General features: G+C 68.2%; 25 protein-coding genes. 10 read left to right on the forward strand and 15 right to left on the reverse strand.

Going from position 1 to position 26622, the window contains the following annotated elements; translation table 11 throughout:
* Positions 1-795, reverse strand: a 795-nt coding sequence (locus tag ACWGSK_RS13920) for a trehalase-like domain-containing protein (protein ID WP_452455966.1), incomplete at its 3' end; no start/stop codon positions are given.
* A 218-nt stretch (positions 796-1013) separates the two neighbouring features.
* Here ACWGSK_RS13920 and ACWGSK_RS13925 point away from each other — a divergent pair.
* The 6 genes from ACWGSK_RS13925 to ACWGSK_RS13950 all read left to right on the forward strand — a co-directional run bounded on the left by ACWGSK_RS13925 (position 1014) and on the right by ACWGSK_RS13950 (position 8888).
* Positions 1014-2699, forward strand: coding sequence for an ABC-F family ATP-binding cassette domain-containing protein (locus tag ACWGSK_RS13925; protein WP_358516016.1), 1686 nt, complete (start codon positions 1014-1016; stop codon positions 2697-2699).
* 50 nt (positions 2700-2749) lie between these two features.
* Positions 2750-3451, forward strand: a complete 702-nt coding sequence (locus tag ACWGSK_RS13930; RefSeq protein WP_452455967.1) for a hypothetical protein — start codon at positions 2750-2752, stop codon at positions 3449-3451.
* Entirely contained in the window at positions 3448-4692 is a 1245-nt protein-coding gene (locus tag ACWGSK_RS13935; protein WP_452455968.1) for a hypothetical protein, read from the forward strand. The genes ACWGSK_RS13930 and ACWGSK_RS13935 overlap by 4 nt, the downstream gene beginning before the upstream one ends.
* Positions 4693-4695: 3 nt before the next feature.
* Positions 4696-5865 carry a hypothetical protein gene (locus tag ACWGSK_RS13940; protein ID WP_452455969.1) on the forward strand — a complete coding sequence of 390 codons (1170 nt, stop codon included), beginning with the start codon at positions 4696-4698 and terminating at the stop codon, positions 5863-5865.
* Between the two features lie 298 nt (positions 5866-6163).
* Entirely contained in the window at positions 6164-7504 is a 1341-nt protein-coding gene (locus ACWGSK_RS13945) for a nucleobase:cation symporter-2 family protein (protein WP_452455970.1), read from the forward strand.
* A 587-nt stretch (positions 7505-8091) separates the two neighbouring features.
* Positions 8092-8888, forward strand: a protein-coding gene (locus tag ACWGSK_RS13950) for an IS5 family transposase (protein WP_452456074.1) whose coding sequence is annotated in 2 segments (ribosomal slippage) — positions 8092-8434 and positions 8434-8888 — 798 coding nt in all. Because the reading frame shifts where the segments join, the coding sequence is not laid out codon by codon here.
* Here the strand turns inward: ACWGSK_RS13950 and ACWGSK_RS13955 are convergent.
* From ACWGSK_RS13955 to ACWGSK_RS13965, 3 genes are all read right to left on the reverse strand, one after another.
* Entirely contained in the window at positions 8807-9472 is a 666-nt protein-coding gene (locus ACWGSK_RS13955) for a DUF2637 domain-containing protein (RefSeq protein ID WP_452455971.1), read from the reverse strand. The two genes, ACWGSK_RS13950 and ACWGSK_RS13955, sit on opposite strands and share 82 nt — an antisense overlap.
* Before the next feature lie 162 nt (positions 9473-9634).
* Positions 9635-10336, reverse strand: coding sequence for a DUF2637 domain-containing protein (locus tag ACWGSK_RS13960; RefSeq protein ID WP_452455972.1), 702 nt, complete (start codon positions 10334-10336; stop codon positions 9635-9637).
* Between the two features lie 183 nt (positions 10337-10519).
* Positions 10520-11119, reverse strand: a complete 600-nt coding sequence (locus tag ACWGSK_RS13965; protein ID WP_358513119.1) for a tyrosine-type recombinase/integrase — start codon at positions 11117-11119, stop codon at positions 10520-10522.
* A gap of 633 nt (positions 11120-11752) precedes the next feature.
* Between ACWGSK_RS13965 and ACWGSK_RS13970 the strand changes: the two genes are divergently transcribed.
* Entirely contained in the window at positions 11753-11989 is a 237-nt protein-coding gene (locus ACWGSK_RS13970) for a hypothetical protein (protein WP_452455973.1), read from the forward strand.
* A 365-nt stretch (positions 11990-12354) separates the two neighbouring features.
* Complete coding sequence (fdxA, locus tag ACWGSK_RS13975; protein ID WP_452456075.1) at positions 12355-12702, forward strand: ferredoxin; 348 nt, start codon at positions 12355-12357, stop codon at positions 12700-12702.
* 380 nt (positions 12703-13082) lie between these two features.
* On the opposite strand, the gene ACWGSK_RS13980 is transcribed toward fdxA, so the two are convergent.
* Genes ACWGSK_RS13980 through ACWGSK_RS14025 form a run of 10 tightly spaced genes read right to left on the reverse strand, consistent with a single transcriptional unit; the run spans position 13083 to position 23276 of the window.
* Positions 13083-13958, reverse strand: coding sequence for an alpha/beta fold hydrolase (locus ACWGSK_RS13980; RefSeq protein ID WP_452455974.1), 876 nt, complete (start codon positions 13956-13958; stop codon positions 13083-13085).
* 35 nt (positions 13959-13993) lie between these two features.
* A complete protein-coding gene (locus ACWGSK_RS13985) occupies positions 13994-14650 on the reverse strand; it encodes an isochorismatase family protein (RefSeq protein WP_358513107.1) in 657 nt (218 codons plus the stop codon).
* Positions 14643-15341: an SRPBCC family protein gene (locus ACWGSK_RS13990; RefSeq protein WP_358513105.1), complete on the reverse strand. Its 699-nt coding sequence runs from the start codon at positions 15339-15341 to the stop codon at positions 14643-14645. Before ACWGSK_RS13990 ends, ACWGSK_RS13985 begins: the two co-directional genes overlap by 8 nt.
* Positions 15338-15874 carry a (2Fe-2S)-binding protein gene (locus ACWGSK_RS13995; RefSeq protein ID WP_358513103.1) on the reverse strand — a complete coding sequence of 179 codons (537 nt, stop codon included), beginning with the start codon at positions 15872-15874 and terminating at the stop codon, positions 15338-15340. The genes ACWGSK_RS13990 and ACWGSK_RS13995 overlap by 4 nt, the downstream gene beginning before the upstream one ends.
* Positions 15871-18240 carry a xanthine dehydrogenase family protein molybdopterin-binding subunit gene (locus tag ACWGSK_RS14000; protein ID WP_452455975.1) on the reverse strand — a complete coding sequence of 790 codons (2370 nt, stop codon included), beginning with the start codon at positions 18238-18240 and terminating at the stop codon, positions 15871-15873. Before ACWGSK_RS14000 ends, ACWGSK_RS13995 begins: the two co-directional genes overlap by 4 nt.
* The gene (locus tag ACWGSK_RS14005) at positions 18237-19103 is read right to left on the reverse strand and encodes an FAD binding domain-containing protein (protein WP_452455976.1); all 867 of its coding nucleotides are present in this window, start codon (positions 19101-19103) and stop codon (positions 18237-18239) included. Before ACWGSK_RS14005 ends, ACWGSK_RS14000 begins: the two co-directional genes overlap by 4 nt.
* An 8-nt stretch (positions 19104-19111) precedes the next feature.
* Positions 19112-20377, reverse strand: a complete 1266-nt coding sequence (locus ACWGSK_RS14010; RefSeq protein ID WP_358513097.1) for an FAD-dependent monooxygenase — start codon at positions 20375-20377, stop codon at positions 19112-19114.
* Positions 20378-20427: 50 nt separating this feature from the next.
* Positions 20428-21438: a PTS transporter subunit IIC gene (locus tag ACWGSK_RS14015; RefSeq protein ID WP_358513095.1), complete on the reverse strand. Its 1011-nt coding sequence runs from the start codon at positions 21436-21438 to the stop codon at positions 20428-20430.
* Position 21439: 1 nt separating this feature from the next.
* Complete coding sequence (locus ACWGSK_RS14020) at positions 21440-22201, reverse strand: maleate cis-trans isomerase family protein (protein ID WP_358513093.1); 762 nt, start codon at positions 22199-22201, stop codon at positions 21440-21442.
* A gap of 43 nt (positions 22202-22244) precedes the next feature.
* On the reverse strand, positions 22245-23276 hold the full coding sequence (locus tag ACWGSK_RS14025; protein WP_358513092.1) for a M29 family metallopeptidase: 1032 nt from the start codon (positions 23274-23276) through the stop codon (positions 22245-22247).
* Positions 23277-23580: 304 nt separating this feature from the next.
* On the opposite strand from ACWGSK_RS14025, the gene ACWGSK_RS14030 reads away from it, so the two are divergent.
* The gene (locus tag ACWGSK_RS14030) at positions 23581-24105 is read left to right on the forward strand and encodes a MarR family winged helix-turn-helix transcriptional regulator (RefSeq protein ID WP_358513090.1); all 525 of its coding nucleotides are present in this window, start codon (positions 23581-23583) and stop codon (positions 24103-24105) included.
* Between the two features lie 359 nt (positions 24106-24464).
* Here ACWGSK_RS14030 and ACWGSK_RS14035 read toward each other — a convergent pair whose 3' ends face one another.
* Positions 24465-25664 (reverse strand): MFS transporter, encoded by a 1200-nt coding sequence (locus tag ACWGSK_RS14035; protein WP_452455977.1) that lies wholly within the window; start codon positions 25662-25664, stop codon positions 24465-24467.
* 121 nt (positions 25665-25785) lie between these two features.
* Between ACWGSK_RS14035 and ACWGSK_RS14040 the strand changes: the two genes are divergently transcribed.
* Positions 25786-26349: a helix-turn-helix domain-containing protein gene (locus ACWGSK_RS14040; protein ID WP_358513086.1), complete on the forward strand. Its 564-nt coding sequence runs from the start codon at positions 25786-25788 to the stop codon at positions 26347-26349.
* Positions 26350-26622 lie beyond the last annotated feature (273 nt).

Below are 26622 nucleotides of genomic sequence, written 5' to 3' on the forward strand. Positions count from 1 at the left end.
GGTGGCGGCGGCCATGACCCCGCCGGTGGGGGTGCACAGGCCGCGGAGGGTCAACGCCGATCGGGCCGCCAACGAACTCTCCGTACCGGGCAGGGACAGTTCATGGACCCATCTGGTCCACTCCTTCTCCGTGTGGGCCCGACGTTCGGGTTCGGGGGTGGGGTGCCAGGTGAGCAGATCCGATCCGCAGCGCAACTCGAACACGATCGGCTCCCCCGGCACGGGGTGGATGGTGGCCCGGGCCGTGTCCTGGCCGCCTTCGCGCTCGATTCGCCATTCGACGCCGGGAGCGCGCAGCACCAGGGGTTCGTCGGTGCCGTGGACGCGCAGTCCGTCGTCCTCGACGACGATACGGACCGGGGCTCGGCCGAAGTCGGGACGCGGCGCGAACTCCACGGCGATGGGGGTGGAGCCTTCGACCACGCGGATGAGGTCGGTGCGGCCGGGTTCGGTGTCCTGGGCGAGGTAGTCGGTGACCTCCAGCCGCGACCAGCGGGTGCGCACGGTCATGGTGTCGGGCACATAGCGCTGCCCCAGGGGCATGCGCCCGTGCGCGGGGCCGATGGCGAACACCCCGGCTTCGGGTCCGCCGAGGAGTTCGGCGAACAGGGCGTTGGAATCGGGTTCGGGATGGCAGAACCACAGCAACCGAGCGTCCGGCCCGAGCAGGGCCACGGACGAGCGGTTCGACAGCATGGACATGCGCTCGATCGAGACCGGCCGCTCCCCCGGTTCGAGGTCGCGATGGATCTCCGGCATCGTTTCGAGTTCGGCCGCACCCTGTGTGAGCGTCATCCCGCCACCTTCCTCGTGAACTTCCCGGTGGGACGAAGCTAGGTCTGCGGGATGCCCGAGCACATCGGGTTTCATCGGATCTTAGGAGTGGGCTAAGGAAGGCTTAAGGTTCTGGGCCTCCCCCGCCACCAGGGAAAACCCTTTGCTTCGGACCGTGATCGCGTGGAAGCCTGCGGTGGCGACGCGAGCGGGCGCGTTGTAACGGTGAAGGGGAATTCGTGGGTTACGTCGACGTCAACCAGGTCTCGCACACCCTGCCCGACGGGCGGGTGCTGCTGGACGAGGTCTCGTTCCGGGTCGGCGAGGGCTCCAAGACCGCCCTGGTCGGCGCGAACGGGGCCGGCAAGAGCACCCTGCTGCGGCTGGTGCGTGGTGAGGTCGTACCGCAGTCGGGCGCGGTGACGTTGGACGGTGAGCTCGGTGTGATGCCGCAGTTCGTGGGGCACGTACGGGACGCCACCACCGTGCACGAGCTCCTGGTGTCGGTCTCCCCCGCGTCGGTTCGACGAGCCCACGCGGACCTGGAGCGGGCCGAGGAGGCCATGATGCTCTCCGAGGACGAGAAGACCCAGATGCGCTACGCCGAGGCGATCGCGCGTTACGGCGACGCCGGCGGGTACGAGGCCGAGGTGGTGTGGGACCAGTGCTGTGTGGCGGCCCTTGGCGTTCCCTACACCGAGTGCCGTTGGCGTGAGGTGCGCACCCTCTCCGGGGGCGAACAGAAACGCCTGGTCATCGAGGCGTTGCTTCGTGGTCCGGCGCCGGTGCTGTTGTTGGACGAGCCGGACAACTACCTGGATGTTCCGGGCAAGCGCTGGTTGGAGGAGGCCCTGCGCGCCTCACCGAAGACCGTCCTGTTCGTCTCGCACGACCGGGAACTCCTCAGCCGGGTCCCGGATCGAATCGTCACGGTGGAGCTGGGCGCCGCGGGCAACAGTGTGTGGGTGCACGGTGGATCGTTCGAGACCTACCACGAGGCCAGACGGGAACGCTTCGCCCGGTTGGAGGAGCTGCGGCGTCGTTGGGACGAGGAGCACGGCAAGCTCAAGAGCCTGGTGTCGATGTACAAGCAGAAGGCCGCCTACAACTCGGACATGGCCTCCCGGTACCAGTCGGCGCAGACCAGGCTGCGCCGGTTCGAGGAGGCGGGCCCGCCCCAGCAGCAACCTCGGGAGCAGAACCTGCGGATGCGGTTGCGCGGCGGCCGCACCGGTAAGCGGGCGCTGGTGTGCGAGGGCCTGGAGCTGACGGGGCTGATGCGCCCCTTCGACCTGGAGGTCTGGTACGGGGACCGGGTGGCGGTGTTGGGTTCCAACGGGTCGGGCAAGTCGCACTTCCTGCGGCTGCTGGCCGGCGGAGGCGACGACCCGGAGTCGTCGCTGGTGCCCGAGGAGGAACGGGAACGTATCGAACCCGTGGCCCACTCGGGCCGGGCCCGCCTGGGCGCCCGGGTGCGGCCGGGATGGTTCGCGCAGACCCACGAGCACCCCGAGTTCGCCGGGCGCACACTGCTGGACATTCTGCACAACGGCGAGGGCACCCGGAGCGGGGTGCCGCGCGAGGAGGCCGGTCGGGCGTTGGACCGGTACGAGTTGGCGCTCAGCGCCGACCAGACCTTCGACACGCTCTCCGGTGGCCAGCAGGCGCGCTTCCAGGTGTTGCTGTTGGAGTTGTCGGGGACCACGATGCTGCTGTTGGACGAACCCACCGACAACCTGGACGTGGTCTCGGCCGAGGCGTTGGAGTCTGCGTTGGAGCTCTACCAGGGCACGATCCTGTCGGTCACGCACGACCGTTGGTTCGCTCGCGGCTTCGATCGGTTCGTGGTGTTCGGCGCGGACGGGAGGGTCTACGAGGCCGAGAAACCGGTGTGGGACGAGGGCCGAGTGGAGCGCGCCCGGTAGAACCGGCATAATTCGGACTCGACAACCGAAGATTCCGAAGAAGGCACCGCATGCGCCATCCCCCAGGCATGACGCGCGCCCTGACCCTGCTGCTCTCCCTGGTCGCAGTGGTGGTCATGGCGCCTGTTTCCCCCGGCCACGCCTACTCCTCCGAGGCCTCCCCCACCTTCTACGCCCGCATGCTGGATCATCACGACGGTGTGTTCGTCAGCGAGGAACTCGCCGGGTACATGGACCGGTCCGAAGTCTCGGAGGACCTGCGCGCGCGGGTGGACGAGGCGGAGGTGGACCTCGACGTCTTGGTCGTCGCCCATCCCACCGACGAGGACATGCGCGCGCTGACCGATGCGGTCGCCTTCTACAGTGAAAGGTCGTTGGTGGTGTTCTCCCCCAACACCAACCACGTGGGCCTGACGATCGAGAAGTACTCGGGTCTCCCCATAGCAGCCGCCATCTACACCACCTACACCGGCGCCTACCCGGAGGACCCTCGCGACCAACTGGACCGGATGCTGCGCGCCGCGGACTACGCGGACCTGGAGGAGCGCACCGCCAAGGCCCAGAGCGAATACGTCGAACTGGTGGGTGGGACCCAGGAACCGGACGCCGCCGCTCCGGGCCTGGTTCCCCAGCGTTGGCTCGCCCGTACCTGGCCCTCGACCGTGGGTGCGGCGATCACGATGGTGGGTGTCGCCCTGATCGTCGTCGCGGGCGTGACGGTACTCCGTCGACGTCGGGAGGGCATGTCGTGAAGTTCCCCCGCCTCCTGGCCGGGCCGATCGCCCTGGCCATGCTGTTCCTTCTTCCCGGCGTACCGGTCCTCGCGGACACCTCCATCGAGGGGCCTCGCGGTGTCGAGGAGATCTCCGACCTGTCCCGGGTCACCCGGGTGGCCGAGGCACTACGGAGTGATCCCCTCTATCTGAGCCATCTGGTGCCCATGCGGCCGGTCGACGAAGAGGAACTAAGCGACATGAGTGCGGAGGTGGCCGGTGCGTTCGACGGCGAGGTCCCGTTGTACGTGGTCATGTACGCCTCCGTGCCCACCGACGAGACCGGCGGCCGGCCCACCCTGTTCCTGCACGCCCTGCACGAGGTGAGCGGCGCCGACGGTGTGTACGTCGCGGTGACCACCGACGGGCGTTCGGCCACGGCCGCCTTCGACAGTCCCATCACGCCCGTTCTCGATGAGGAAGGTCTCGGCCCCGGTGCCCGCCCCGCGGTGACCCTCTCCAACGTCCTGGCGATGCTGGAGGAGTCTCCGAGGACACCGGTGGAGGCCACTCCCCTCACCTCGGACGCAGCGCCCACACCTGTCCAAGAGATCTACGAGACGGCGTCGGACACCGCCCGATTCTGGGACCTGTCCCTTCCCGGGGCGATCGTCGGTCTGATCATCGCGTTCGTCCTGCTGCGGTTGTCCGCCACGAATGTCTCACCACCACCCGGACCGAGGTTCGATTCCATCGACCTGCCACATCATGCACGCAAGTGGTTCACCGTGGCGGCTCGTGGCTCCCGGTGGCGGATCCGGCGCAGGCTGGCCCGGGAGTTACTGCTCCTACGCCGTGAATTCGAGGCGACCCCCGCTGGGCATCCGGGGCTTCCCCGTGCCCGTGAGGCCTACGACGCCTCCGGGCTGATCGGCTCCGCCCAGGGGCTTCCGGTGACCGCACTGGTCTGCGGGATGGTCCTGGCCCGGCACGGACGCCGGGCACTCGTCTCCCCCCATGAAGGCGAGACCATCCCCTGCCAGGTCAATCCGCTGCATGGCCCCGCATCACGACCGCACTCCTTCTACCTCAAGAACCGACGGCGTAACTGGCGAGTCTGCGAAAGGTGCCTGGACGCGCGTGTACGTCGACAGGAGGCCATGCTCGTCCGCCACGCACGGGGTCTCCTGCCCATCCACGACATCGACGACCCCTGGGCGCGGGTCGCCCTCGCCAAGCAGGAGCCCTTCGCGCGAGCCCGCGCACTGATCGGAGTCTGACCCGTGTATCGAACGCTTCCGGCTCTGCTGCTGGTTCTGCTCGTGCTGTGGCCCGCAGCCGCGGCCATGGCCGACACGAAGTCTTCACTGTCACCGTCGACCGTCGCCGAACACCTGGCCGAGGACCCGGTGTACGTGCATCCCTCCAGGGGCGCCGTGCTCTCCGACGAACAGGCTCGGGAACTGCGCGAACGCATCGTCGACGAGGGCCTGAACGTGTACATCGCGGTGACTCCATGGCGCGAGGCCCCGAAGTCGATGGTCACCGCACTGCCCGGTCGGGGCGAGGACCCGGGTGTCTTCCTGGCGGTCGGTGCCGGCACCGCGGTGGTCGGGACCCGCTCCGGAGGCAACCGGGCCGAGGTGTCCCAGGGTGCGCTGGACCAGACCCTGGAGGTGCTCGAACAACGGCCCGACATGATCCGGGCCGACCTGGAAGAACGTCTGCATGTCGCCTTGGACATGCTCGGGGACGAACGGGTGGCGGCGCGTGAGCACGCACGCCTTTCCGCGGGTCCGGTGCTCGACCCGCGTCTGGCCACCGCCCTCTTGTGGGGCCTGGCCGCGCTCCCGCTGCTCGCGTTGGTGGTCTGGGGGATGCGTCGCCGATCCCGTCGTCCGCTGCGGGTGGTGCCGTTGTCGGAGGCCGTAGTGGGAACGGTGGACTCCACCGAGCAGGAGACCACACGGCGGGAACTGGAGCCGGCGCTGGTCTCTTACGGCCGTCGGGTGTCCCGGTTCTCCGGGAACCACGCGCGGGCGACCACCGCTCTGGAGGCCTACGAGGCGGCCGCGAAGGTGCTGGACACGGCCGAGGACATGGCGGATCTGGTGGGCGCGCGCGTGTTGCTGGACCACTGTGAGGCCGCGCTGTCGGGCGACTCCACGCCGCGGCACTGCTTCTTCGATCCCCGGCACGAGGGCGAGACGGGCAAGGCCCGTTGGCGGGCGCCGGCCTCGCACCGTTCGGTCACGGTGAGGGCCTGTGCGCGCTGCCGACGCGACCTGAAGGAGCACCGGATCCCCGTGACGGTCCTGGCATCGAACGGGCGCGACGCGGTGCCCTACTACGCGGTACCGGCGCGGGAGAGCGTGTGGGCGGCGACCGGGTACGGAACGCTGGCCCCCGACCTGGCGGCTCGGGTGCTGCGGGGGGACGACGCTTGGGGGTGAATCGGGTCGGTGACGAGAGGGCGTTCTTCGTCACGTCGATTCGGGGAGGAGCGGGGTCGCGGAGTTCGATCCGTGGCCCCGTTCGCGTCCCCGGGATGGCCCGGGAAGGCCGCCGGGTGAACGGATGCGGGGTCTGGCTCGGGGGTTCGGGTCGACCGCCCTCGATCACCCAAGGTCATTCGTCAACTTCCGTACGCTTTGGTGTGTTCCTCTAAGAGTTCACCCCTAATTTGCGCACTTGTTCGGATCATCCGATGATTCATGACGAGACCGCACGATCCCGGAAGGCCCCACCACGATGAAGCCCGACCCCGCCATCAGCGAGCGCCCCGAGGACGAACGTCCACCGCTGCGGCTGATGATCACCTACGGCGTCCAGCACATCCTCGCCCTGTACGCCGGGGTCATCACCCCACCGCTGATCATGGCCGCGGCGGTGGGTCTGGATCCGGTGGAGAGCGGCCTCATCATCAGCGCCGCCTTGCTGGTCAGCGGCCTGATGACGCTCATCCAGACGCTGGGCGTGTGGCGCTTCGGCATGCGCATGCCCCTGGTCATCGGCGCATCGTTCATCCCGGTGACCGCGATGACCGCGATCGGGGAGTCCAACGGCCTGCCCGCGGTCTTCGGCGCCTCCATCGTCGCCGGGCTGTTCGGCGTCCTCATCGCGCCGGTGATGGCGAGTCTCATCCGCTTCTTCCCGCCGGTGGTCACCGGCAGCGTGATCACGGTCGTCGGCCTGTCCCTCATCCCGGTGGCGGTCGGTTGGATCACCGACAACTCCGAGGACAACGTCCCCACCGACACGGGCCTGCTGTTGGGCGGGGCGACCCTGCTGATCATCCTGGTGCTGTCCAAGGTGCTGCGCGGTGTGTGGGGCAGGGCCTCCATCCTGCTGGGCCTGGTGCTGGGCACCCTGTTGGCCGCCGCCCTGGGCGCGGTCGACTTCGCCGCGGTGGGCGAGGGCGCGGTCTTCTCACTACCCACGCCCTTCCACTTCGGGCAGCCGGAGTTCCAGGTCGCCGCGATCATCACGATGTGCATCATGATGGTCGTCATCCTGTCCGAGGGCATGGCGGACATCCTCGCCGTCAGCACGGTCGTGGGTTCGAAGGTCGACGGCCGTCGCCTGGCCGACGGCCTTCGGGCCGACGCTCTCACCGCGGTCGTGGGCCCGCTGCTCAACTCCTTCCCCGGCAGCACGTTCAGCCAGAACATCGGCCTGATCGCGCTGAACAAGGTCAAGAGCCGCTACGTGGTGGCCACCGGAGCGGTGCTGCTCGTGGCGATGGGCCTGTTCCCGATCCTGGGCCGGGTCGTGGCGATGATCCCCTCCCCCGTCCTGGGCGGCGCCGGCCTGGTGCTGTTCGGCTCGGTGGCTGCGGCGGGCATCCAGACCCTCGGCAAGGTGGACTACGAGGACAATCAGAACCTGGTCATCGTGGCGGTCTCGCTCGGGTTCGGGATCCTGTCGATCGCCGCGCCCGACTTCTTCTCCGGGTTCCCGGAGTGGGCGACGATGATCCTGCACTCGGGGATCGTCACCGCCACCGCCTCCGCGCTGGTGCTCAACGTGTTCTTCAACGTGCTGGGCGGCGCCGGTCGAGCGCGCCGGGCCGAACCCGCTCTGGCGGGCTGAACCCACTCAGACGGGCATAAACACCACAAAGCACATGTAAGCCTGGCGCACCGGCATCATCACAGGTCAGAAGGTTGCTCTGATTCTTTTTACTGAAGGGCCGGTCTCCCGGATGGGAGACATTTGGGAGATCAGCCCCGAGTGGCCCCCGAAGGGACCCCATCATTGATGTCTTTACGGTACTGCTCTTCGAGTATGGGCGCCATCACGAAGAGGTGATCACGTTCCACCTCGGTCAGGGAGCTGACGCTCCCTAGCCACCGCGCTTCGAGCACTCTGAGTACTTGTTTCAGCATCACGGGGGTCACGTGTTCATAGACCTGGGCCATCCCCGGGAGCTTGTGCCCCAATCGAGCGGCCCGCGCCACCTCCGGGATCCCGTCTTCAGCCAACCACGTGCGGTGAGTGTGTCGACCGGCTTCATGGAACGTGATCCCCTCAACAAGTGACTGCCGCATCCATGCCTGCTCGTTCGGGTCCCCATCCCATGCCGGACGCCAGAACCGGTACTGGAAGTTGGTCCGGCGAAGCCATCCTCCACTAAGAGCTCATCTCATTTGGATTCTCGATAACCTGGACCGGTGTCGATGGTTGAGCGTTTGGTGCCGGACGGACTGTGGGAACTGTTTCAGCGGGTGGTGCCCGAAGCACCCACCCGACCTCAAGGTGGTGGGCGGCGCAGACACGGGGACCGCGAGGTCTTGGCTGCGATCATCTTCGTGGCGACCACCGGCTGCACGTGGGCCCAACTCCCACCGGTATTCGGCCCCTCCGGGCCTACCGCACACCGGCGTTTCACTGAGTGGAGCCGGGCCCGTGTGTGGGCGAAGCTGCACCGCCTGGTGCTGGTCGAGCTCGGTTCCCGTGGTGAGCTGGACTGGTCGCGGTGTGCAGTCGACTCGGTGAACATGCGTGCTCTCAAAGGGGGGAGCTGACAGGTCCGAATCCTGTCGATCGGGGCAAGAAAGGGTCGAAGATCCACTTGATCACCGATCGGACCGGGCTTCCGATTTCGATGGCGATCTCGGGTGCGAACCTGCACGACAGCCAAGCGCTGCAACCGCTGGTGCGAGCGATACCGCCCATCAGGTCCAGGCGAGGCCGCAGGCGACGCAAACCGGCCAAGCTGCACGGCGACAAGGGCTACGACTACAACCACCTGCGCCGATGGCTGCGTGAACGCGGAATCGTCCATCGCCTGGCCCGCAAGGGTGTGGAATCCTCGAAGCGGTTGGGGAGGCACCGCTGGCAGGTCGAGCGCACCATGGCCTGGCTGGCCGGATGCCGCCGACTCCACCGCCGCTACGAGCGCAAAGCCGAACACTTCCTCGCGTTCACCGGTATCGCTTGCACGTTGATTTGCTTCCGCAGACTTTCCAAATGAGATGAGCTCTTAGGGGGGAAGCCGATCATGGGTGCCTGCCTCAACCGGATCGATGTTCTCTGAGGCCCCAGCCTGCTCCTGCACCACATGCAGGTGCCGACCCCCTGGGACTCCTCAGTAGCAGTCTCCGCATCCGTATGGTCCTGGAGAAGACGTTCATCACCCATGTGCGTACGCGCTGCGTCAGCACTGCGTACGCTCCGCGCTGCCGTGCGGAACGCTCGCATGAGCAGCTCATACGCACCGATCAGCGCGAAGCTCGGCCAGGCATGGATGATCCTCGACCACATGGTGGGGTCGGCCACCGCCACGTTGGCGGCCAGGGAAGCGCCGGAGCCAATGATGAACAGCGTCCAGGGAAGCAAACCGCCTTTGCGGCCGTTACGGGCGTCGCTGAGCAAGGTCATGGAGGAGGCGACGATCATGCCGTCCACCGACAGCGGGAACAGGGCCGCGCGCCACTCGGGCTCTCCATGGCGCAGCGCCAACTCGTACATGTGCGAGTACGAGACCACAGCCGCGATCACGGCCAGCATCAGAACAGCGACGATAGTGGTCCAGCGGGACCGGCGGGAAGAATCCATCACCCGTCACCGCCCGACAGGTCGAACTCGGTGACCAGACGGACCCGACGCTCAGGTGAGGTCGTGCTTACCTTGGGGCCATAGGAGAATCGGACATCTCCCCCTCCGACTCGAACCCCCACTTCCCGCAGGAATCAGCCCGGTCGGACGCACGGCCTCTGCTCAGACTGCGGCCCCTAGCCGCCCCCGCTGACCACGCTGCTTCACCAACCTGCCCCAGCGCGGTTTGTGCTCGAAGGTCATTGCGATCTGATCCCCTGTAGGCAATGCCCCGTGCTCCCTCTGATGATCCAGAACCCATCGCCATGCGCGGACTTGGGTTTCAGGCGGCGTTGGACGGGTCTCTTCGGCACCGTCAAGCACGCCCGTCTCCTGCTCGCGAACGACGTACAGTCCCGCTTCCTCCGTCTGCGACTTTTCCCCGGGAAGCAAAGGAAAGTCGTCTTCGCTGCGCGTACGCTCCGCTTTCGCATTGCGTACGCTCTCAGCCGCCGTGCGGAACTCGCGCATGAGCAACTCATACGCACCGATCAACGCGAACGAGGGCCACGCATGGATGATGCGCGACCACATCGTCGCATCGGCAACCGCGACATTCGCTGCCAGTGAAGCTCCCGAGCCAATGATCAACAGAGTCCAGGGCAGGAGCCCGCCCTTGCGGCCGTTGCGAGCGTCGCTCAACAGCGTCATCGAGGAGGCGACGATCATGCCGTCGACTGACAGTGGAAACAGAGCCGCGCGCCACCCCGGCTCGCCATGGCGAAGGGCCAATTCGTACATGTGGCTGTAGCTCACCACCGCAGCGATGAGCACCAGCAGCACAGCGGCGATGGTGACCCAGCGGGACCAACGGGGAGAAGTCATTGCACTCACTCCCCCGCGCCCTGACGCTCAGCCCGCGAACCGTGGTACCCGTCCCTGCGGACCTTGGCGTGAGCAGGGAGAAGTTCAATCTGTGGTCCCTCGATCACAGACTGGAGGTTCGCATTGTGTCGGGCTGGGTGCGCCATAAAACCCCAGTTCAGACGGGGTGCAACGGCCTCACCCTCATCGTCCGATCCCACTGATGGGGCCAGGATGGGGCCAAGGTGGAGCCGGCCCCCGACGCACCCTTCGTGCAGTTCCTCGCCGATGGGCTCTGCCCGAATCGCGCAGCACCAGCCACGCCGTGCGCTCCGCCGCTTCCCGCGCCACCTGCGGCAACACCGTGGAATAGGTGTCCGCCGTCAACACGATGCTCGCGTGCCCCAACATCGCTTGGACCACCTTCAGCTCCACCCCCGCCGCCAACGCCAACGTCGCCGCTCCATGGCGCAGGTCGTGCAACCGCACCGGCGGCAACCCACTGGAGATGTTCAGCTTCCGAAACAGGCGTGACAACCGCTCCGGAGCCAGCGCGCCGCCCCGCAGGGCGGTGAACACGAACCCCCGCGAATCCCACACCCGCCCCTGCCCCCGCGCTTCCTGCTGTCGGTGCCACTGGTGGCGGCGCAACACCCCCAAGGTGGTGTGGTCCACCGACAGCATCCGCCGACTCGTCGCGCTCTTGGGAGCCAGCTCCACCAACCTGCCCTGATGGGACTGCAGCTGGCGCTCCACCCGCATCGTCCCCCGCACCAGATCGATATCGGGCCAGCGCAACCCCACGACCTCACCCCGACGCACCCGACGCCGACCACCCGGGAGATGGTCCAACTCCAGCGCGAAATACCAACTCCCGTGCCCCCGCCGAGACAGCCCGGGGCACCGGCCCTCCCGAGCCTTCACACCCCTCACACCACGGCACCCGCACCGCTTGTACACCCAACCCGATCCAGACATAACGAACACCCCCACAACCAGTGTCCGCCCCAGAACGAAATAGAGGCGATGCCCCGTGTCCACGGGTGAGTGACCTTCAGGGTCGCTCCCCCACTTCCCAGGTGACGGGAGGCGATCCCGGCACACGCCAGAACCTCCATGACACTCGGCACGAAACGGACTAGTCGCGGCCCGGCAGGGATCGACCGGAACGGGCCCGGTCCCTGCACAGCACCACGGGCCCTCTCAGCCACATGCATTGTGTCCCCTGGTCACACGGCTATTGACCGCATAACTTCGAGACAGGGGCACCTGCGTCGAGGGGGCACACATGGGCTCGGTCACCGTTCTCGCTCTACCGTTCACCGGACGGTGGTCGGTCCGCAACAGTCCGATGCGGCGCGTGCCCAGCCATGGCACGGCGGCCTTCGCCTCTCGCTACGCCATCGACTTCGTCGGGGTCGACGAACAGAACCAGTGGTGCGGGCGAGGGACTGGCGCAGCGTGCTGGCCACGGAACCACCGGAGCGTTTCCTGCCCCACGGCCGTCCGGTCCTGGAACCCATCGACGGCATGGTCATGGCGACGCACGACGGTGAATACAACCACAAAGCACACAGGTCCGTTCTGGCCCGGGCGCCCTACGTGTTGGGCCGACCCTCCCGGGAGGCGCGGGGCGCACCGGCCATGATCGACAATTTCGTGGTGATCGCCTAACCCGATCTGTCGGCCCATATCCTCCTGGCCCATCTGCGCCGAGGAACGTTGGTCCTGGAGGCCGGCGACCAGGTCGGCGCCGGTCAGCAGATCGCCGAATGCGGTAACAGCAGCAACACACTCCAACCCCACAGGCACGTCCCCAGGCCATGGACGGTCCGGACCCGAGGCACGCGCAGAGGCTGTCGGTGACCTTCGCCGATTTCCGGGAGTGGGTCCAGCGGGGTGGATCCGCCCCACCCTGTGGAAGCCGGTCTGTTGGGCGAGGACTCGGTCGTCGAACTACTCCCCCGCATCTGCTCCGCCCCGACCCGGCGGCGCAGCTCCCCTGATTTTCACAAGAACCACTTGTATACAATCGGGTCATAACTTACGTGATTGCTCAACCGTGCGTGGACGTGCTGGATCGGTCCTGCATCGACGAATGCCCGGTCGACTGCATCTACGAGGGTGACCGGATGCTCTACAGCCACCCCGACGAGTATGTGGACTGTGGTGCCTGCGAACCGGTGTGCCCGGTCGAGGCGATCTACTACGAGGACGACCTGCCCGCGGAGTTCGGGGCCTACCTGGTCGATAACGAAGAGTTCTTCACACAGCCCCTGCCGGGCCGCAAGGACCCGTTGGACTCACCCGGTGGCGCCTCCAAGGTCGGCGTGGTCGGGGTGTACACGCCCCTGGTGGCGAGTCTTCCCCCGCAGGCCGGGCAGTGAGGCGCCAGCCCACGGAGCCCCAACGGGACCGACGCACGGCAGGACGCCGGGAGCAGGTGTTACGGCTCCTGCGTAGCGCGAACCGACCGTTGGAGATCACCGAGATCGCCGAGCGGCTCGGGGTGCACCACTGTCCGTTCCTTGAGCTTGCCACGGCCCGGCCTGACGTGGTGTGCCCCTGCGCCTGGGCCTGATGCAGGGGCGATGGAGGCATGGGGATCGCCGGCCACGGTCGAGCGGCTCGAGGTCTTCGTCAAACCCGACCTGTACGCGACGCACCTGAATACCACGGATACGCCGTGAGGGCCCTGAGACACCGGGAGCCCACACGGCGAGGTCCGGGCCGGAGGACGCGGCCACCCGGACACGGTGTTGCGGCTTCAGCCCGTCGGCGTCGCGTTCAACGCCTCGCGGACGGTGGTCAGCGCCCCCTCGGGGGCGTCCCAGAAGACCATGTGACCGGCGTTCACGACCTCCACCAGACGCGCCCCGGAGTTGGCCGACGCCGCCTCCTTCGCTCCGGCCGCGTCGACGACCGGGCTGTCCGCGCCGTACACGAGTGTGGTGGGCTGCGGGACCGAGTCCCAGTAGTCGAAGAAGTCCTCCGTCTCGAATCCACGGTGGGTGGCGTCGATCGACTCGGAGGCGCAGCTGGCCAGCCACCGCGCCCGCAGCTCGCGCTCGCGCAGCGTCCAGCGCGGCCAGAACCCGGCCACCTCCTCGGCGTCGGTGCCGCGCCGGGCCTGTTCCAGCTGCTTGCGGAAGGCTTCGAGGGTCGTGGGGTAGGGACCGCGCCCCGGCCCGCTCATCGGCGGGTCGACCAGGATCGACCCGGCGTAGGCGGCACCGGGACGGATCGCGGCGGCCGCGGCGATGCGCGCACCCAGCGAGTGCCCCAGCAGGACCGTCCGGCCCAGCCCCAACCCTTCGACCGCGGCCTCGACGTCGTCGGTGTAGGCGCCCAGGCTGTAGTCACCGTCGTCCGGGGCGTCGGACAGGCCTCGGCCCCGCAGGTCCACGACCACAGGCCGGACCAGGTCGGTGAGTCGGCGGGCGACGAAGTCCATGGAGATCGCGGGGCTGGTGATCCCGGGCAGGATGAGCACACTGGGCCGCTCCTGTACCCCGGAGGCCTGCTCGACGGCCCCGTAGTCGAGCGCGTGCAACCGGAGGCCACCCGAGCGGAACCAGCGCCCAACGGCGGGAACGTCGGCGAGGTCGGCGAGGGCCTCCTGGTGGATCGGTCTGTCGGACATGGTCGTTTCCTCCTGGAGATGCGGGTGGGGGCGGCTCATGCCCGGGCCTGGAAGAGGTAGGTCCGGGCGTCGTCGAGCCCGACGACGTCGGCGTACTTGGCGTCCAGATCGAACAGTGCCGCCTCCTGCGGGCCCTCAGCCCGGTCCCCCACGCAGTCGCGCGGGACCAGTGCGGAGAAACCCGCCTGTACGGCGTCCACCGCGGTCGCGCGCACGCATCCGCTCGTGGTCGCGCCGCACACCAGTACCGTGTCCCTGTTCAGCCCGGTGAGCATGGTGGCCAGTGGCGTGCCGGCGAAGGCCGACGCGCCCTTCTTCACAATGAGGGGGTCGCGATCACCGCGCGTCAGCCGTGGGTCGAGCTCCACGGCCGAGCTGCCCTCGCGCATTCCACGCATGCCCGGGGCCTTGTCCAGCCACCGGTACCAGTCGCCGGCGATCTCCTCCTCGGAGTAGGCGATGACGGTGTAGATGACCGGGACCGAGGCGGCGTGGGCGCTCTCCACGAGGCGGGCGGTGGAGTGCACGGTCGAGGTGAGGTCGGCGCCGCTGGGGAAGTCCGGTTCGGTGAACCCGCGGCTCAGGTCGACCACGACCACCGCGGGGCGCGTGCCGCGCCGCACCTGGGAACCGAAACCGGCCTGAGCGTAGGTGTCTGCCGTCGAATCACCGTAGGTGTCCAGTTCAGCCACGGCGAACCTCCTTCAGCAGGGCGATCTGTTTGGACTGCGAGGCAAGCTTGCCGATCAGGAGACCCTGTAGCACCCCGACGGCGAAGGCACCGACATACGGGATCAGCTTCTTGGTCCTGGGGCCGACGAGCAGACCCAGACCGTCGAGCTCGTCGCCGGCCGTCGCGGGAGCAGCAGCGGCGACCGGCTGCCCCTGGGCCGGGACCTGACCCGACGGGGCGGAGGCAACGGCGGGCTCCGCGCCCGACCCCTCACGCAGCATCCGGGAGAGGTTGTCGGCGAACTGCTGGAGCAGCCGGTCGGAGACGGCCCCGATTGCGGCCTTGCCGAACTGGGCGATCTTCCCGCGGATCAGCAGGTCGGCCTCAATGTTGAGGACGGAGCCTCCGTCGCGTTCGACGACACCGAGGGTCACCGCGGCTTCGGCGTCGCCGCTGCCGCCGGCCTCGGAACCGCGTGCCTGCACCCGCAACGTGCGCTGGTCGGCGTCGACGTCGAGGAAACGCACCGTGCCGGAGTAGGCGGCGCTGATCGGCCCCACCTTGACCTTGACGTTTCCCTGGTAGGTGTCGCCGTCCCGGCCGTCCAGCGCCGCACCGGGGACGCAGGTCACGATCCGTTTGACGTCGTTGACCGCGGTGAAGACCTCCTCGGGGGAGGCCTCGACGAATGTGCTCTTCTCCAGGATCATGCCCGGCTCCTCTCATCGGCGGGGCTGTCGGCGGATCGGGCGCACACGGCGCCGCAGGCTTCCCTGCGTTCGTCCGCGCACGCCCCGATGGCGTCGACGATGGTCTGATAGCCGGTGCACCGGCACAGGTTGGAGGAGGCCGCTTCCCGGATCTCCTCCCGGGTGGGTTCAGGGTTGTCGGCCAGGAACCCTTCGGCCAACATCAGGAACCCCGGTGTGCAGAAACCGCACTGAAGCGCGTGGTGCTCGGAGAACTTGCGCTGCAGGTCACCCAGGCCGTCGGGACCCGCGAGCGACTCCACGGTGCGGATCTCCCGCCCCTCCGCCTGGACGGCGAACATCAGGCAGGCGCGGGCCGGTGACCCGTCGACCAGGACGGTGCAGGCACCGCACACGCCGTGTTCACAGCCCACGTGGGTCCCGGTCAGGCGCAGGTCGTGGCGCAGGACGTCCACCAGTGTGCGGCGTGCAGGCGTGAGCAGTTCGTGTTCCTCACCGTTGACGGTGAGGGTGATCAGGAGACGGTCGGTCATGAGTGGGCCTCCAATGCGTGCTGCACCTGTTCCGGGGTGATGGGCGTCGCGTCGAACTCGACTCCGGTGTGGCGCAGGGCGTCGTTGACGGAGTTGACCACCGCCGCCGGGGCGCCGATGGTGCCGCCCTCTCCGCTGCCCTTCGCACCGCTCTCGGTGAGCAGGGAGGGCGTCTCCAGGTGGCTGATCGCCACGTCGGGGATCTCGGCCGCGGTGGGCACCTTGTAGTCGATGAAGCTGGCCGCCGAGGGTTCGCCCTGGTCGTCGTAGGTGATGCGTTCGTACAGGGCCCCGGCGATGCCCTGGGCGATCCCTCCGCGGGCCTGGCCGTCGACGACCTGCGGGTTGATGGCCACCCCGCAGTCCTCCACGCAGAGGTAACGCAGGATCTCCACCTTCCCGGTGCCCGGGTGCAGTTCGGTGACCACGGCGTGGGTGGAGTTGGAGAAGGTCCCGTCGCCCGGGGTGTCGAAGTCGCCGGAGCCGGTGAGTCCGGGCTCGGTCGCCTTAGGCAGCAGGTTGGGCCGCAGGTAGGCGATGTCGGCGATGTCCACGTAGCTGACCGCCTGGTCGGGGTCGTCGATCCGGCGGACCGTGCCGTCGTAAAGCTCGACGCCGTCGGGTGTGGTCTCCAGCATGTGGGAACCGAGGTGCAGCAGTTTCTCGCCGAGCCGGTCGGCCGCCCGGGAGACGGCACTGCCACCGATGGTGATGGAGCGGCTCGCGAAAGTGCCCCATCCGTAGGCGATGCGTTCGGTGTCACCCTGCTGGATCTTGACCTGGTCCGGGTTGAGCCCGAGCCGGTCGGCGGCGATCTGGGCCATGGTCGTCTCGTGGCTCTGGCCGTGGCTGAGTGTGCCGGTGCTCACCACCACCGTTCCGGAGGTGTCCATCCGGGCCTCGGCCAGGTCGTATCCGGGCACCACGCTCATCTTGCGCTTGGCGAAGGCGTCCGAGCCGTAACCGCTGCGTTCGTTGAAACAGCAGTAGCCGATGCCGATAGTGCGCCCCTGCGCGGCGGCCGACTCGCGCAGTTCGTACCAACCCTCGTCCTTGACCAGCCGTTCGGCCAAATCGAGTGCCTCCAGGTAGGAACCCGGGTCGTAGGTGATGGCGTTGACCCCGGTGTAAGGGAACTGGGTGATCACGTTGCGCCGGCGGATCTCCACCGGGTCCATGTCCAGCTCCCGGGCTGCGCGTTCGAACAGCCGCTCCATCGTCATCACGAACTGCGGCCGGCTCACCCCGCGGTAGGGGGCGGTGGGTGCCTTGTTCGTGGTGATCCCGCGGGCCCTCACCCGATAGGCGGGCACCTTGTAAACGCCGGGCATCTCGGCGGAGGCCATCAGCGGCTCGATGCCTGCGGTGAAGGGGTAGCAGGAGTAGGCCCCCATGTCGCAGACGATGTCGGTGTCCAGGGCAAGGATCTTGCCCTCGGAGTCGAAGGCGGCGCGCGCGTCGTAGTGCTGTTCGCGGCCCAGGAACGAAGCGGTGAGCGCGTCCTTGCGGTCCTCGATCCACTTGACGGGCCGTCCCAGGCGCAGGGCGGCCGCGGCCGCCGCGATCTCCTCGCGTCCGACCACGCACTTGATACCGAAACCGCCACCCATGTCGCCGACCGTGACACGTACCCGGTTCTCGGCCAGGCCCAGCGAGCGAGCCATGGCGGTGCGGACCGTGTGGGGCACCTGGGTGCAGGTCTGCACCAGCAGGTTCTCGTCGCGTGCCTGCCAGGAGGCGACGACGCCGCGTGTCTCCAGCGGCAGGGCGTTCTGCCGGCTGCTGCGCGTGTCGACCCGTACCACGCAGTCGGCCGAGGCGAACACGTCGTCGATGCCCTCGGTGGCGAACATGGACACGTCCAGCAGCGTGTTGCCCGGGACCTCGTCGTGGACGGTGGGTGCCCCTTCGGACAACGCGACCTCTTCGGAGGGGACCGCGTCGAGGGCCTCGTACTCCACCTGTGCCGCTTCGACACCGTCCTCGACCGCGTAGGCGTCCTCGGCGATGACGATGGCCACGGGTTCACCGGCGAACCGGACTCGGTCCCGGGCCAGGATGGGCATGGCGGTGGGAACGAACTCCTCGAGGGGCCGGTCCAGGACCGCGGTGATGTCGTTCAGGTCCAGGTCGGCGGCGGTGTAGGCGGCGATCACCCCGGGAACACGGCGGACCTCGGACAGGTCGACCGACCGCAGCCGCCCCGAGGCGACCGTGGCGCGCACGAACTGGGCGTGCGCCATGCGCGGCAGGGTGATGTCGTCGACGAACGTGCCCGCGCCGCTGAGCAGGCGGGTGTCCTCCTTGCGGCGGACCGCGGTTCCGGTCCAAGCCCCCTTCTCCGGGGCTACATCGGTGCTGGTCATCGGGCAACGGCCTCCTCGCATGCACGAACGATGAGTGTCCGGGCCAGGACCCGGCGGTAGTCAGAGCTGCCGTCGGCGTCCGACGGGGGGTCGATCGCCGCCTCGGCCGCTTCGGCGCACGCGGCGAACAGTTCGGGCCCGGCCGTGCCGCCGTCCTGGAGCACCGCCTCGGCCTCGGGTACGCGCACCGGGACCGGGGCCACCCCGCCCAGGGCCACCCGGCCGCCGCGGACGGTGCCGTCCGCGGCCAGGTCGAGGTCGACCGCGGCAGCCACGGCCGCGAAGTCCCCGGCGCGTTCGGCGAACTCGGTGAGCGCGCAGTGCGGAGCCGGCTTCGGAAAGACTACGTCCACGATGATCTCGTCGGGTGCCAGGGTCGTCATGTAGAAGCCGAGGAAGAGGTCGGCGGCCTCGATGGTGCGCTGCGCGCCCCCGGGGCCACGGACGACGACCCGGGCGTCGAGCAGGACCGCCAGCAGGCACCACTCGGCGGTCGCGTCCCCGTGGGCGAGACTGCCGCCCACCGTGCCCAGTGTGCGGATCGGCAGGTGCCCCACCCAGGCCATCGCCTCACGCAGGACCGCATGGTCGGTGCCGATGACGGAATCGGGTGCGGTCTCAACGGCCCGATGGGTGGCGAGGGGGCCGATGTGCAGCCCTTCCTCGTCGGTGCTGATGGTGGACAGGCCGGGAAGAGCCGTGACGTCGACCAGATGGGCGGGCCTGGCCAGTCTGAAGTTCATCATCGGGACCAGGCTCTGCCCACCGGCGATGATCTTGGTGTCGTCGCCGAGCTCTGTGAGCAGGTCGACGGCCCCGTCGACGTCGCGGGCGCGGTGGTAGGTGAATGCGGCGGGCTTCATGGGTCTCCTCAGCGGATGAACTGGTAGGAGAAGGATTCGGAGTCGGAATCGTCGAGCGGTGTCCCACGCCACAACAGTTCGTAGGAGATCGCCGATTCCCCGTGGAAGTCACGGAGCTTGCGGTCGCGTTCCTCCTGCTCGGGACCGTCAGGCAGGTGGTACAGCTCCATGTTGGCCAGCGACGCCTCCTGGACCATGCCGGCCCGGTGCGCGCGGCGGGAGACGTAGCGTGCCAGTGCCTCCGGTGCTTTGTCGACGGTGACCGCGCCCAGCTCCTCGGCCAGGACAGCGGCGTCCTCCATCGCTTGTGAGGCGCCCTGGGCCTGGTAAGGGAGCATCGCGTGGCAGGCGTCACCGAGCAGGGCGATCCTTCCGTTCACCCAGACCGGGTCGGGGCGGCGGTAGTAGAGCGGCCAGGCGCCGGTGCTCTCGGCCTTGGAGAGCATGGTGGCCACCCGGTCGTCCCAGCCGGGGAAGGCGTCGGCCAGTTCCTGGACCGAGGTCGGCACCGAACTGTGCGAGGCGAGTTCGGGCGGGCACGGCACGATCGCCACCACGTTCAGGTACTCGCCCCCGTTGATCACGTAGTGCACCAGGTGGCGCCCGGGCCCGTACCAGATGGTGCTCTGGAACCGGTCGACCAACCAACGGGTGGCGGGGTCGGCGGCGATTTTGTCCCCGGGGATGAGGGCCCGGTAGGCCATCTCACCGGAGAACCGCAGCGTGTCGGGGAAACCGGCCGCGTCACGGACGCGGGACTTCAGACCGTCCGCGCCGATGAGCACATCGGCGGTGTAACGGCGGCCGTCGGCGGTCACCGCCACGGGACGTTCGGGGTCGCTGTCGTCGACGTCGGTGACCGGGCTGTTGATCTCCACCTGTACGGGGGGACCGGCACCCGCCGGGTCGGTGCACGCGTCCAGGATGACGCGGTGCAGGTCGGCCCGGTGGTAGTGCCAGTAGGGAGCGTTGAACTCACGCTTGCACCGGTCGCCCAGCGGGGTCTGACCGATGACGCTGCCGTCCTTCCATCGCCGCCGGACCTGGTCCTGCGGTTCGGTGCGGATCTCCTCGAGCTTCTCGCGCAGGCCTAGGTGGACGAGGATCCGGCTGGCGTTGGGTGCGGACTGGATTCCGGCACCGACCTCGCCCAGTTCGGGGGCCTGTTCCAGGACGGTGACGCGCAGACCGCGGCGGCGCATGGCCAGGGCGGCCGTGAGGCCTCCGAGGCCACCTCCGGCGATGACCACTTCATAGGACTGACGGGACGACATCCTTACTCCAACAGGTGTGAGAGTGCGATTAGCCACAGGGGGTCGATGTTCTAGCTCTGGCGGATCAGCTGGTCGTTCTCACCGATCCAGGACATACGGCGCATGGGCAGGTAGACCAACCAGGCGACCAGAGCCGGTAGGACGAAGTGGAAGGCCGCGATGAGCAGCAACACCTCGGTGCTGAAACCCATCGTCTCGACGGTCATGAGTGGACCGACGAAGCCGGAGGTGCCCATACCGGCGCCGGCAGCGTTTCCCTCCATCGCGAAACCCACCGTCGCGATGGGGGCCAGTACGGCGCCGGCGACCGTCGGTGGGACGAACAAGAGCGGGTTGCGCACGATGTTGGGCACTTGCAGCATCGAGGTGCCCAATCCGAGCGAGACCACCCCGCCCCAACCGTTCTCCCGAAAGCCGGTGACCGCGAGGCCGATCATCTGCGCTGCGCACCCGATCGTCGCCGCCCCTGCCGCGAGTCCGCTCAGGTCCAGCATGACCGCGATGGCCGCGCTGGAGATGGGCAGGGTGAGCGCGATGCCCATGAGGGCGGCCACCACGACGCTCATCAGCACCGGCTGCTGTTCGGTGGCCCACATGATGATCTGGCCGAGTCCGCGCATCCCGCTGTCGATGGCCGGGCCGACCACCCACGACACCCCGAAACCGGTCAGTACGGTGACCGACGGGGTCAGCACGATGTCCAAGCGGGATTGTCCGGAGACCAGCTTTCCGACCTCGGTGGCCAGCACCGCGGCCAGGAAGGCCCCGGCGGGGCCGCCCAGTTCGGCACCGAAGGCCCCGGTGGCCACCGCCGAGAACAGCACCAGCGCCGGTGCATTCAACGAGTAGCCCACGGCCGCGCCGATGGCCGGCCCCAACATCGCCATGGTCATGACCCCGGCCTCGGTCAGCCAACCGATTCCGGCCTGGTCACCAATGGTCTCCAGGATCAGGCCGATGATCAGCGACGAGAACAGGCCCAGCGCCATGTAGGACAGCGCCGTGACGAAGTACGTGTGCAGCGAGGGGTGGACCCCCCGGGAGGCGAGGAACTCTCTCATGTCAGGCCCCGGGGTGGTTGCCACTCAGCAGACTACCGGCGTCGGGGACCTCGGTCCGCAGGCCGAGCTCGCTGAGCAGCCGGTGGGTGGTCGCGGTCGCCGCCGAGAGCACGGGCAGGTTCACGCGCTTCTCCAGGGCAGGGATCGCCGGCAGCGACGGCATCTGCACACACGCCGAGGTCACCAGCGCATCGGCCCGGCTCAGGTTCAGCCGTTGGCTGTGCTGTTCCAGATCGGCCGGGTCGAGCCCGGCGACCGCGAGGTTGTCGGACACCTCCAGGCTGACCGCGTCGACCACCTCGATCCCGCTGTCCTCGATGTAGTCGGCTACCATCTTGGTCAGCGGCTTCATGTAGGGCGTGATGATGGCGACGCGCTTCGCCCCCAGCGCCGAGATCCCCGACAGCAGGGCACCGGCGCTGGACACGACCGGGGCCGAGGCGCCCTCGGCGTCGAGTACATCGCGGATGGTGTCCTCGGCAGTGCAGTGGTAGCCGGGGCCCTGGGCCATGATGGCGACCAGGCACGCCGACGCCACGGCGTGCGGCCGCGCGTCCGCCAGCTCGGCGGCGGCGCGCTCGCTCTGCTGGTTCATCGACCGCAGCTGCTCGGGCGTCACCTGCTGCATGCGTGTTCGTGCGCTGTGGAAAGTGAAGCGTTCCTCGGGTCGCTCCGTCTCCCGCGCGCGGAGCATGCGCGGAAGTTCGGTCTCCATGGTCAGGTTGGAGCTGGGAACGACCAGGCCGATCCGGTAGTCGGTCACCGGTTCCTCCTCTGTTCAAGGTGCACGGCAGTGCGGGCAGGGGTCAACGGCGTTCGGCGGGACGCATCTCGGGCACGGTGATGTCACCGTCCAACACGATCGGCTCGCCGTCCAGGAAGAGACTGCAATTGCGCATGGGGATGTCGAAGTGGCAGGGAGTGTCGTTGGGCCCGCCCAACTCGTTGTTGGGACCGATGGAGAACATGACGTTGCCGTAGAAGGACCGCAGCTCCATGCCCATGCCTCCGGGGAACTGCGTCAGGCCGTGCCATTGGGCGCGCTCGTCCAGCCCCCAGCCGACGTGGGACATCCCGTAGCCGCGGGGATCGTTGAAGGAGGCGATGTAGGACGACAGGAGTTCGGCGTCCAAGCCGCCGCGAATGTCGGTGATGAACCCCTTCTCGATCGTCAGGGTCACCGGCGACTGCACATAGGTGTTGAACGGCAACAAGACGTCGCCCGGCGAGAGAACGATGGTCCCGTCCACCCCGTCGTCGGCTGCTCCGGTGAACACGAACGCGGCCGGCCAGTGGTCCCACCGGCCCGGCTTGTCGGTGTAGCCGTACTCGCTCATGGTGGGGTACACACCCAGCCGGTAGGTCACGTCGGTGCCGCCCGGACTGGTGATGCGCATGGTCTGTGCCTTGGAGAGGATCTCGGCGCCGACCTCCACCCGCTCTCGCAGTTCGCGGGTGGGCATCAGGCGGGACAACAGCTCGGGCGGCTCGACCACCGTCAGGATGCGGGTGCCGGCGCCCTGGATCTCGAACTGCTCCTTGCTGAAGAGCAGGAACGTGAGGTCGATGAGCATGTCGGCCTGTTTGAGGGCGTCGACTGCGACCTGGTTGCCGGCCAGGCCGGATTCGCCGACCGCCCACGCGCCCGCGTCACCGCGTGCGCTGGGCAGCCGCATGTGGAACGTGTTCGCGCCGAGTTCCTGGGCGGCGAAGAGGAAGGCGTCGGCGTAGGAGGCGCGTTCGTCCCCTTGGGAGAGCACCGCCAGGGTTTCACCGTCGCGAACACCGCTCAGGGACAACTGGCGTACACACAAGTCATTGAGGTTGTTCTGGTCCATGGCTCCTCCAACCGTGGGTGGTTTGCCGCGGACGGGCGTGGCTCGGGGCCGCGACCGCCCGCAGATCATCCGTACCCGGATAATCCGTATACTGACTATCTACATGTAACCCAGCTCACGTCAAGAGGTTCTGTGAAAAGTCTGGTTCGCGTGATGTGTCTGCAATGTTCGCCTGGAGGGTGTCGTGACGACTGCGGTTCCTCGCGATATAGGGTCGCCCTCGGGCTGACCGGGAAGCGCCGCGTCATCCGGGCCGACGACACGTCCAGCCCGGCGTAGAGGCCACGATTCGAAGGAGAGAACAGTGGGTGATAGCGACCGGATGGAGCACACGCGCCACACGGGGCAACAGAGCGAACCACACCCCGAAGTGCCCCCCGAGCTGCTCACTGCCCCCGGCTACTTGATACGGCGGCTCTACCAGACCTACACGGCGCTGTGGGTGAGCGTCGTCGACTCCACGCTCACCGGCCCGCAGTTCGCCGTGATGCGCGCGATCCAGCGCACACCCGGGGGCGACCAGGGGTCGTTGGCGGTCATGGCCGCGCTCGACCGATCCACCATGGCCGATGTCGCCCGCAGGCTGGACCGCCGCCAGCTCATCGAGCGCCGCACCTGCACGAGCGACACACGGCGCAAGCTTCTCTACCTCACGGCTGAGGGGGAACGGATTCTCGCCGAAACCGCAGTACACGCGGCCCACCTCGACGAACTGTTGTTGGCCGGATTCTCCTCGGAGGAGCGCGCGCGAGTGGTGAACGACCTGCGCAACCTCTCCGACGCCTGGGAACGCCTGGCGCACAAACAGGACCTTTCCCCGGACGAGTGAAGCTCAGGGCTCGGCTCGAAAGTCATCGGTATGCCCGACCGGGTGTTCGTAGCAGATGAGGGTGCGGGGGGACGCCGAGCACGGCCGGCAAGGTGGAGGTCTCGCGTCCCCGGCGCGGGTTCGGCCAGGCGGCCTACCGGGGCCGCGAGCGGGCCGCGAGCGGGCCGCGATCTTCGGCGGGACGGTACAGGCGGCCTCGACCAGGATCTGGCTTCGTGCCATGACCCGTCCAAAAGATGTCACGGACGCCTGGTGACCGGAATGCTTTCTCGGTGTCGCCCTCTTCCATCCACCCCAGGTTCGGCCCGTGGGTGACAGGAGGCGATCCCGGCACGAGACAGGGCGTGACTCGCGGTGCGCTACACGGTGTGTGCCTTTGGACCACGCACGGACCAGGTGGCGTGGAGAGCGGCCAGACACGACGCGGTCAGCAGCAGTGCGGTACTGCCGATGAGCGCGGCCCGCAACCCCAGGAGAGCGAGCAGTCCGCTGGTGGCGATGATGCCGATCGCGCTCGCCGTGCGCAGGAAGGCGAACATCTCCGCTCGACGGTCGGGCGGTGCGAGTTCGTCCAGGACCAGCGAGTAGAAGGTCCCCAGGAGCGGCAGGAAGAACCCCAGGACCGCCGCGCCCGCCAGGGTCAGGGCGATGTGTTCCCCGATGAGGATCACCCCGGACGCCGCGGTGCTCACCGCGAGGAAGCAGGCGACCTTCCAGCGTTCCGGCATGCGGTTGCGGAAACTGACCCACACGCCGCCGATGACCGCGCCGACGCACAGCACGGAGGCGAAGAGGAAGGCCCAGCCCGGCGCGAGTCCGAAGGAGAGCGCGAACGACACGGCGCCGACCTCGACGGCCGCGACCGCACCGCCGCCCGCGGCCGCGCAGAACAGCCAGAGAAACGCCTCAGCCGGGACCCGTTCCTTACCGCCGGCGGCCGAGTCTTGGTTCGGTCCGCGTGCTTGCGGAATCCGGGGCGTCAGAAGGATCGGCCCCACCCCGAGCGCGGTGATGACCGCCATGGCCCATACCGGGGAGATCGCGCCGAGCAGGGACGCGAGCACGGGCGACAACGCGAAGTTGATCTCGTTCAGCGTCGCGGCCACGCCCAACGCCCGGGGCAGCCGGTCCGGGGTGACCAGGTGGTTGAGGAGGGTGCGCTGGTACCCGTAGGCCGCTCCGTTGACGGCGCCCGCGGCGACGACCGCGATCATGAGGAACGCGAATGGGGCGCCCACGGCCGCCAGCACGGTGACCGCGGCGAGAGCGATGGTGCGCACGGCGATGAGGGCCCGTAGATAGTGCACGCCGTTGAAGCGCCTGCCCAGGCGTGACACGGGAACGGCGCCGAGAATCTGTGCCGTGGTCATGGCGAAGACCATCGCGGCGCCCGACTCGACCGAACCCGTCAGGGGTAGGGCCAGCAGACCGAAGGCGATGGGTGCGGCGGCCTGGGGTATTCCGAGGGTGCCGTAGGCGGCCTGCCATCGTAGGATGCTGAGCTTGGGCTGCGACGCGCCTGTTTCCGGCGACGGCGGAATCGCTTGGGTCCGGGTCATTCGCGCCTCTCACCTTGACGTATGCGTATGGCAGGCCGGTCGGTACGGTGACCGAACGAGGGCATGGTGAGCATTATAGTGCCCACCTTGGGTGCGTCCTGAGGTACTGACTGAGGGGTTCATGAGCGAGCGGATTCGACCAGAGGTCGTCGTCCTCCTGGGCAACCGCATCCGTGCGGTGCGGCGAGGCAAGGACCTGAGCGTGGTGAGGCTCGCCGAACTCAGCGGTGTGAGCCGACGGATGCTCACGCAGATCGAATTGGGTCAGGCGAACCCGAGTCTGGCGACGATCGACCGGATCGCGTCCGCGCTGGGCACGACGTTCCCGGCACTGGTCGGTGTGCTCGGGGAGGGTTCCCCCGAGGGGGTCCAGGTGTGGTCGACCCCGACCGGGAGTTGGGCGTGCCTGCTACAGGCGGTCGAGTCGAGCCAGGTGTTCGTCGAGCTGTGGAAGTGGCACCTGGTCGAGGGCGATCGCTATCACGCCTCTCCCGCCATGAACGCGCCCGAGTCGATGGCGCACGTTCTCCACGGCCGGCTTCGGGTCCGATCGGGGTCATCGGACCTGAACGTCACCGAAGGAGGATCGGCACGGATCGAGAACACCGCCGACTACACGTTCGAAGCGGATACCGACGTCGCCGTCTTCCTGTGGGTGGTGACGATACCCCGCACGCCGAACTAGGTGTTCCCCATGGGCGCGTGGCACTTCCATCGCCCTTCGGCGCGCCCGAGAGCACGTCGCGCGGGCCCTTTGATCCCCGGCGGAGTCCACCGGAAGCTGAAGAATGTCCAGGCGCTCCTCGTGTGTTCTGCGCCGGGTTCACTGGACACGGACCCACCGACGACCGATCGTTGTTCGCCACCTTCACGCAGGCCATCGGTGTGGCCGCGTCGGTGAGTTTCGCCCAAGGCACGGTCCTGTTCGCCGGCATGGGTTCCACAGGCGAGTGGGAAA

The sequence above is a fragment of the Nocardiopsis sp. NPDC055551 genome, assembly GCF_053619415.1.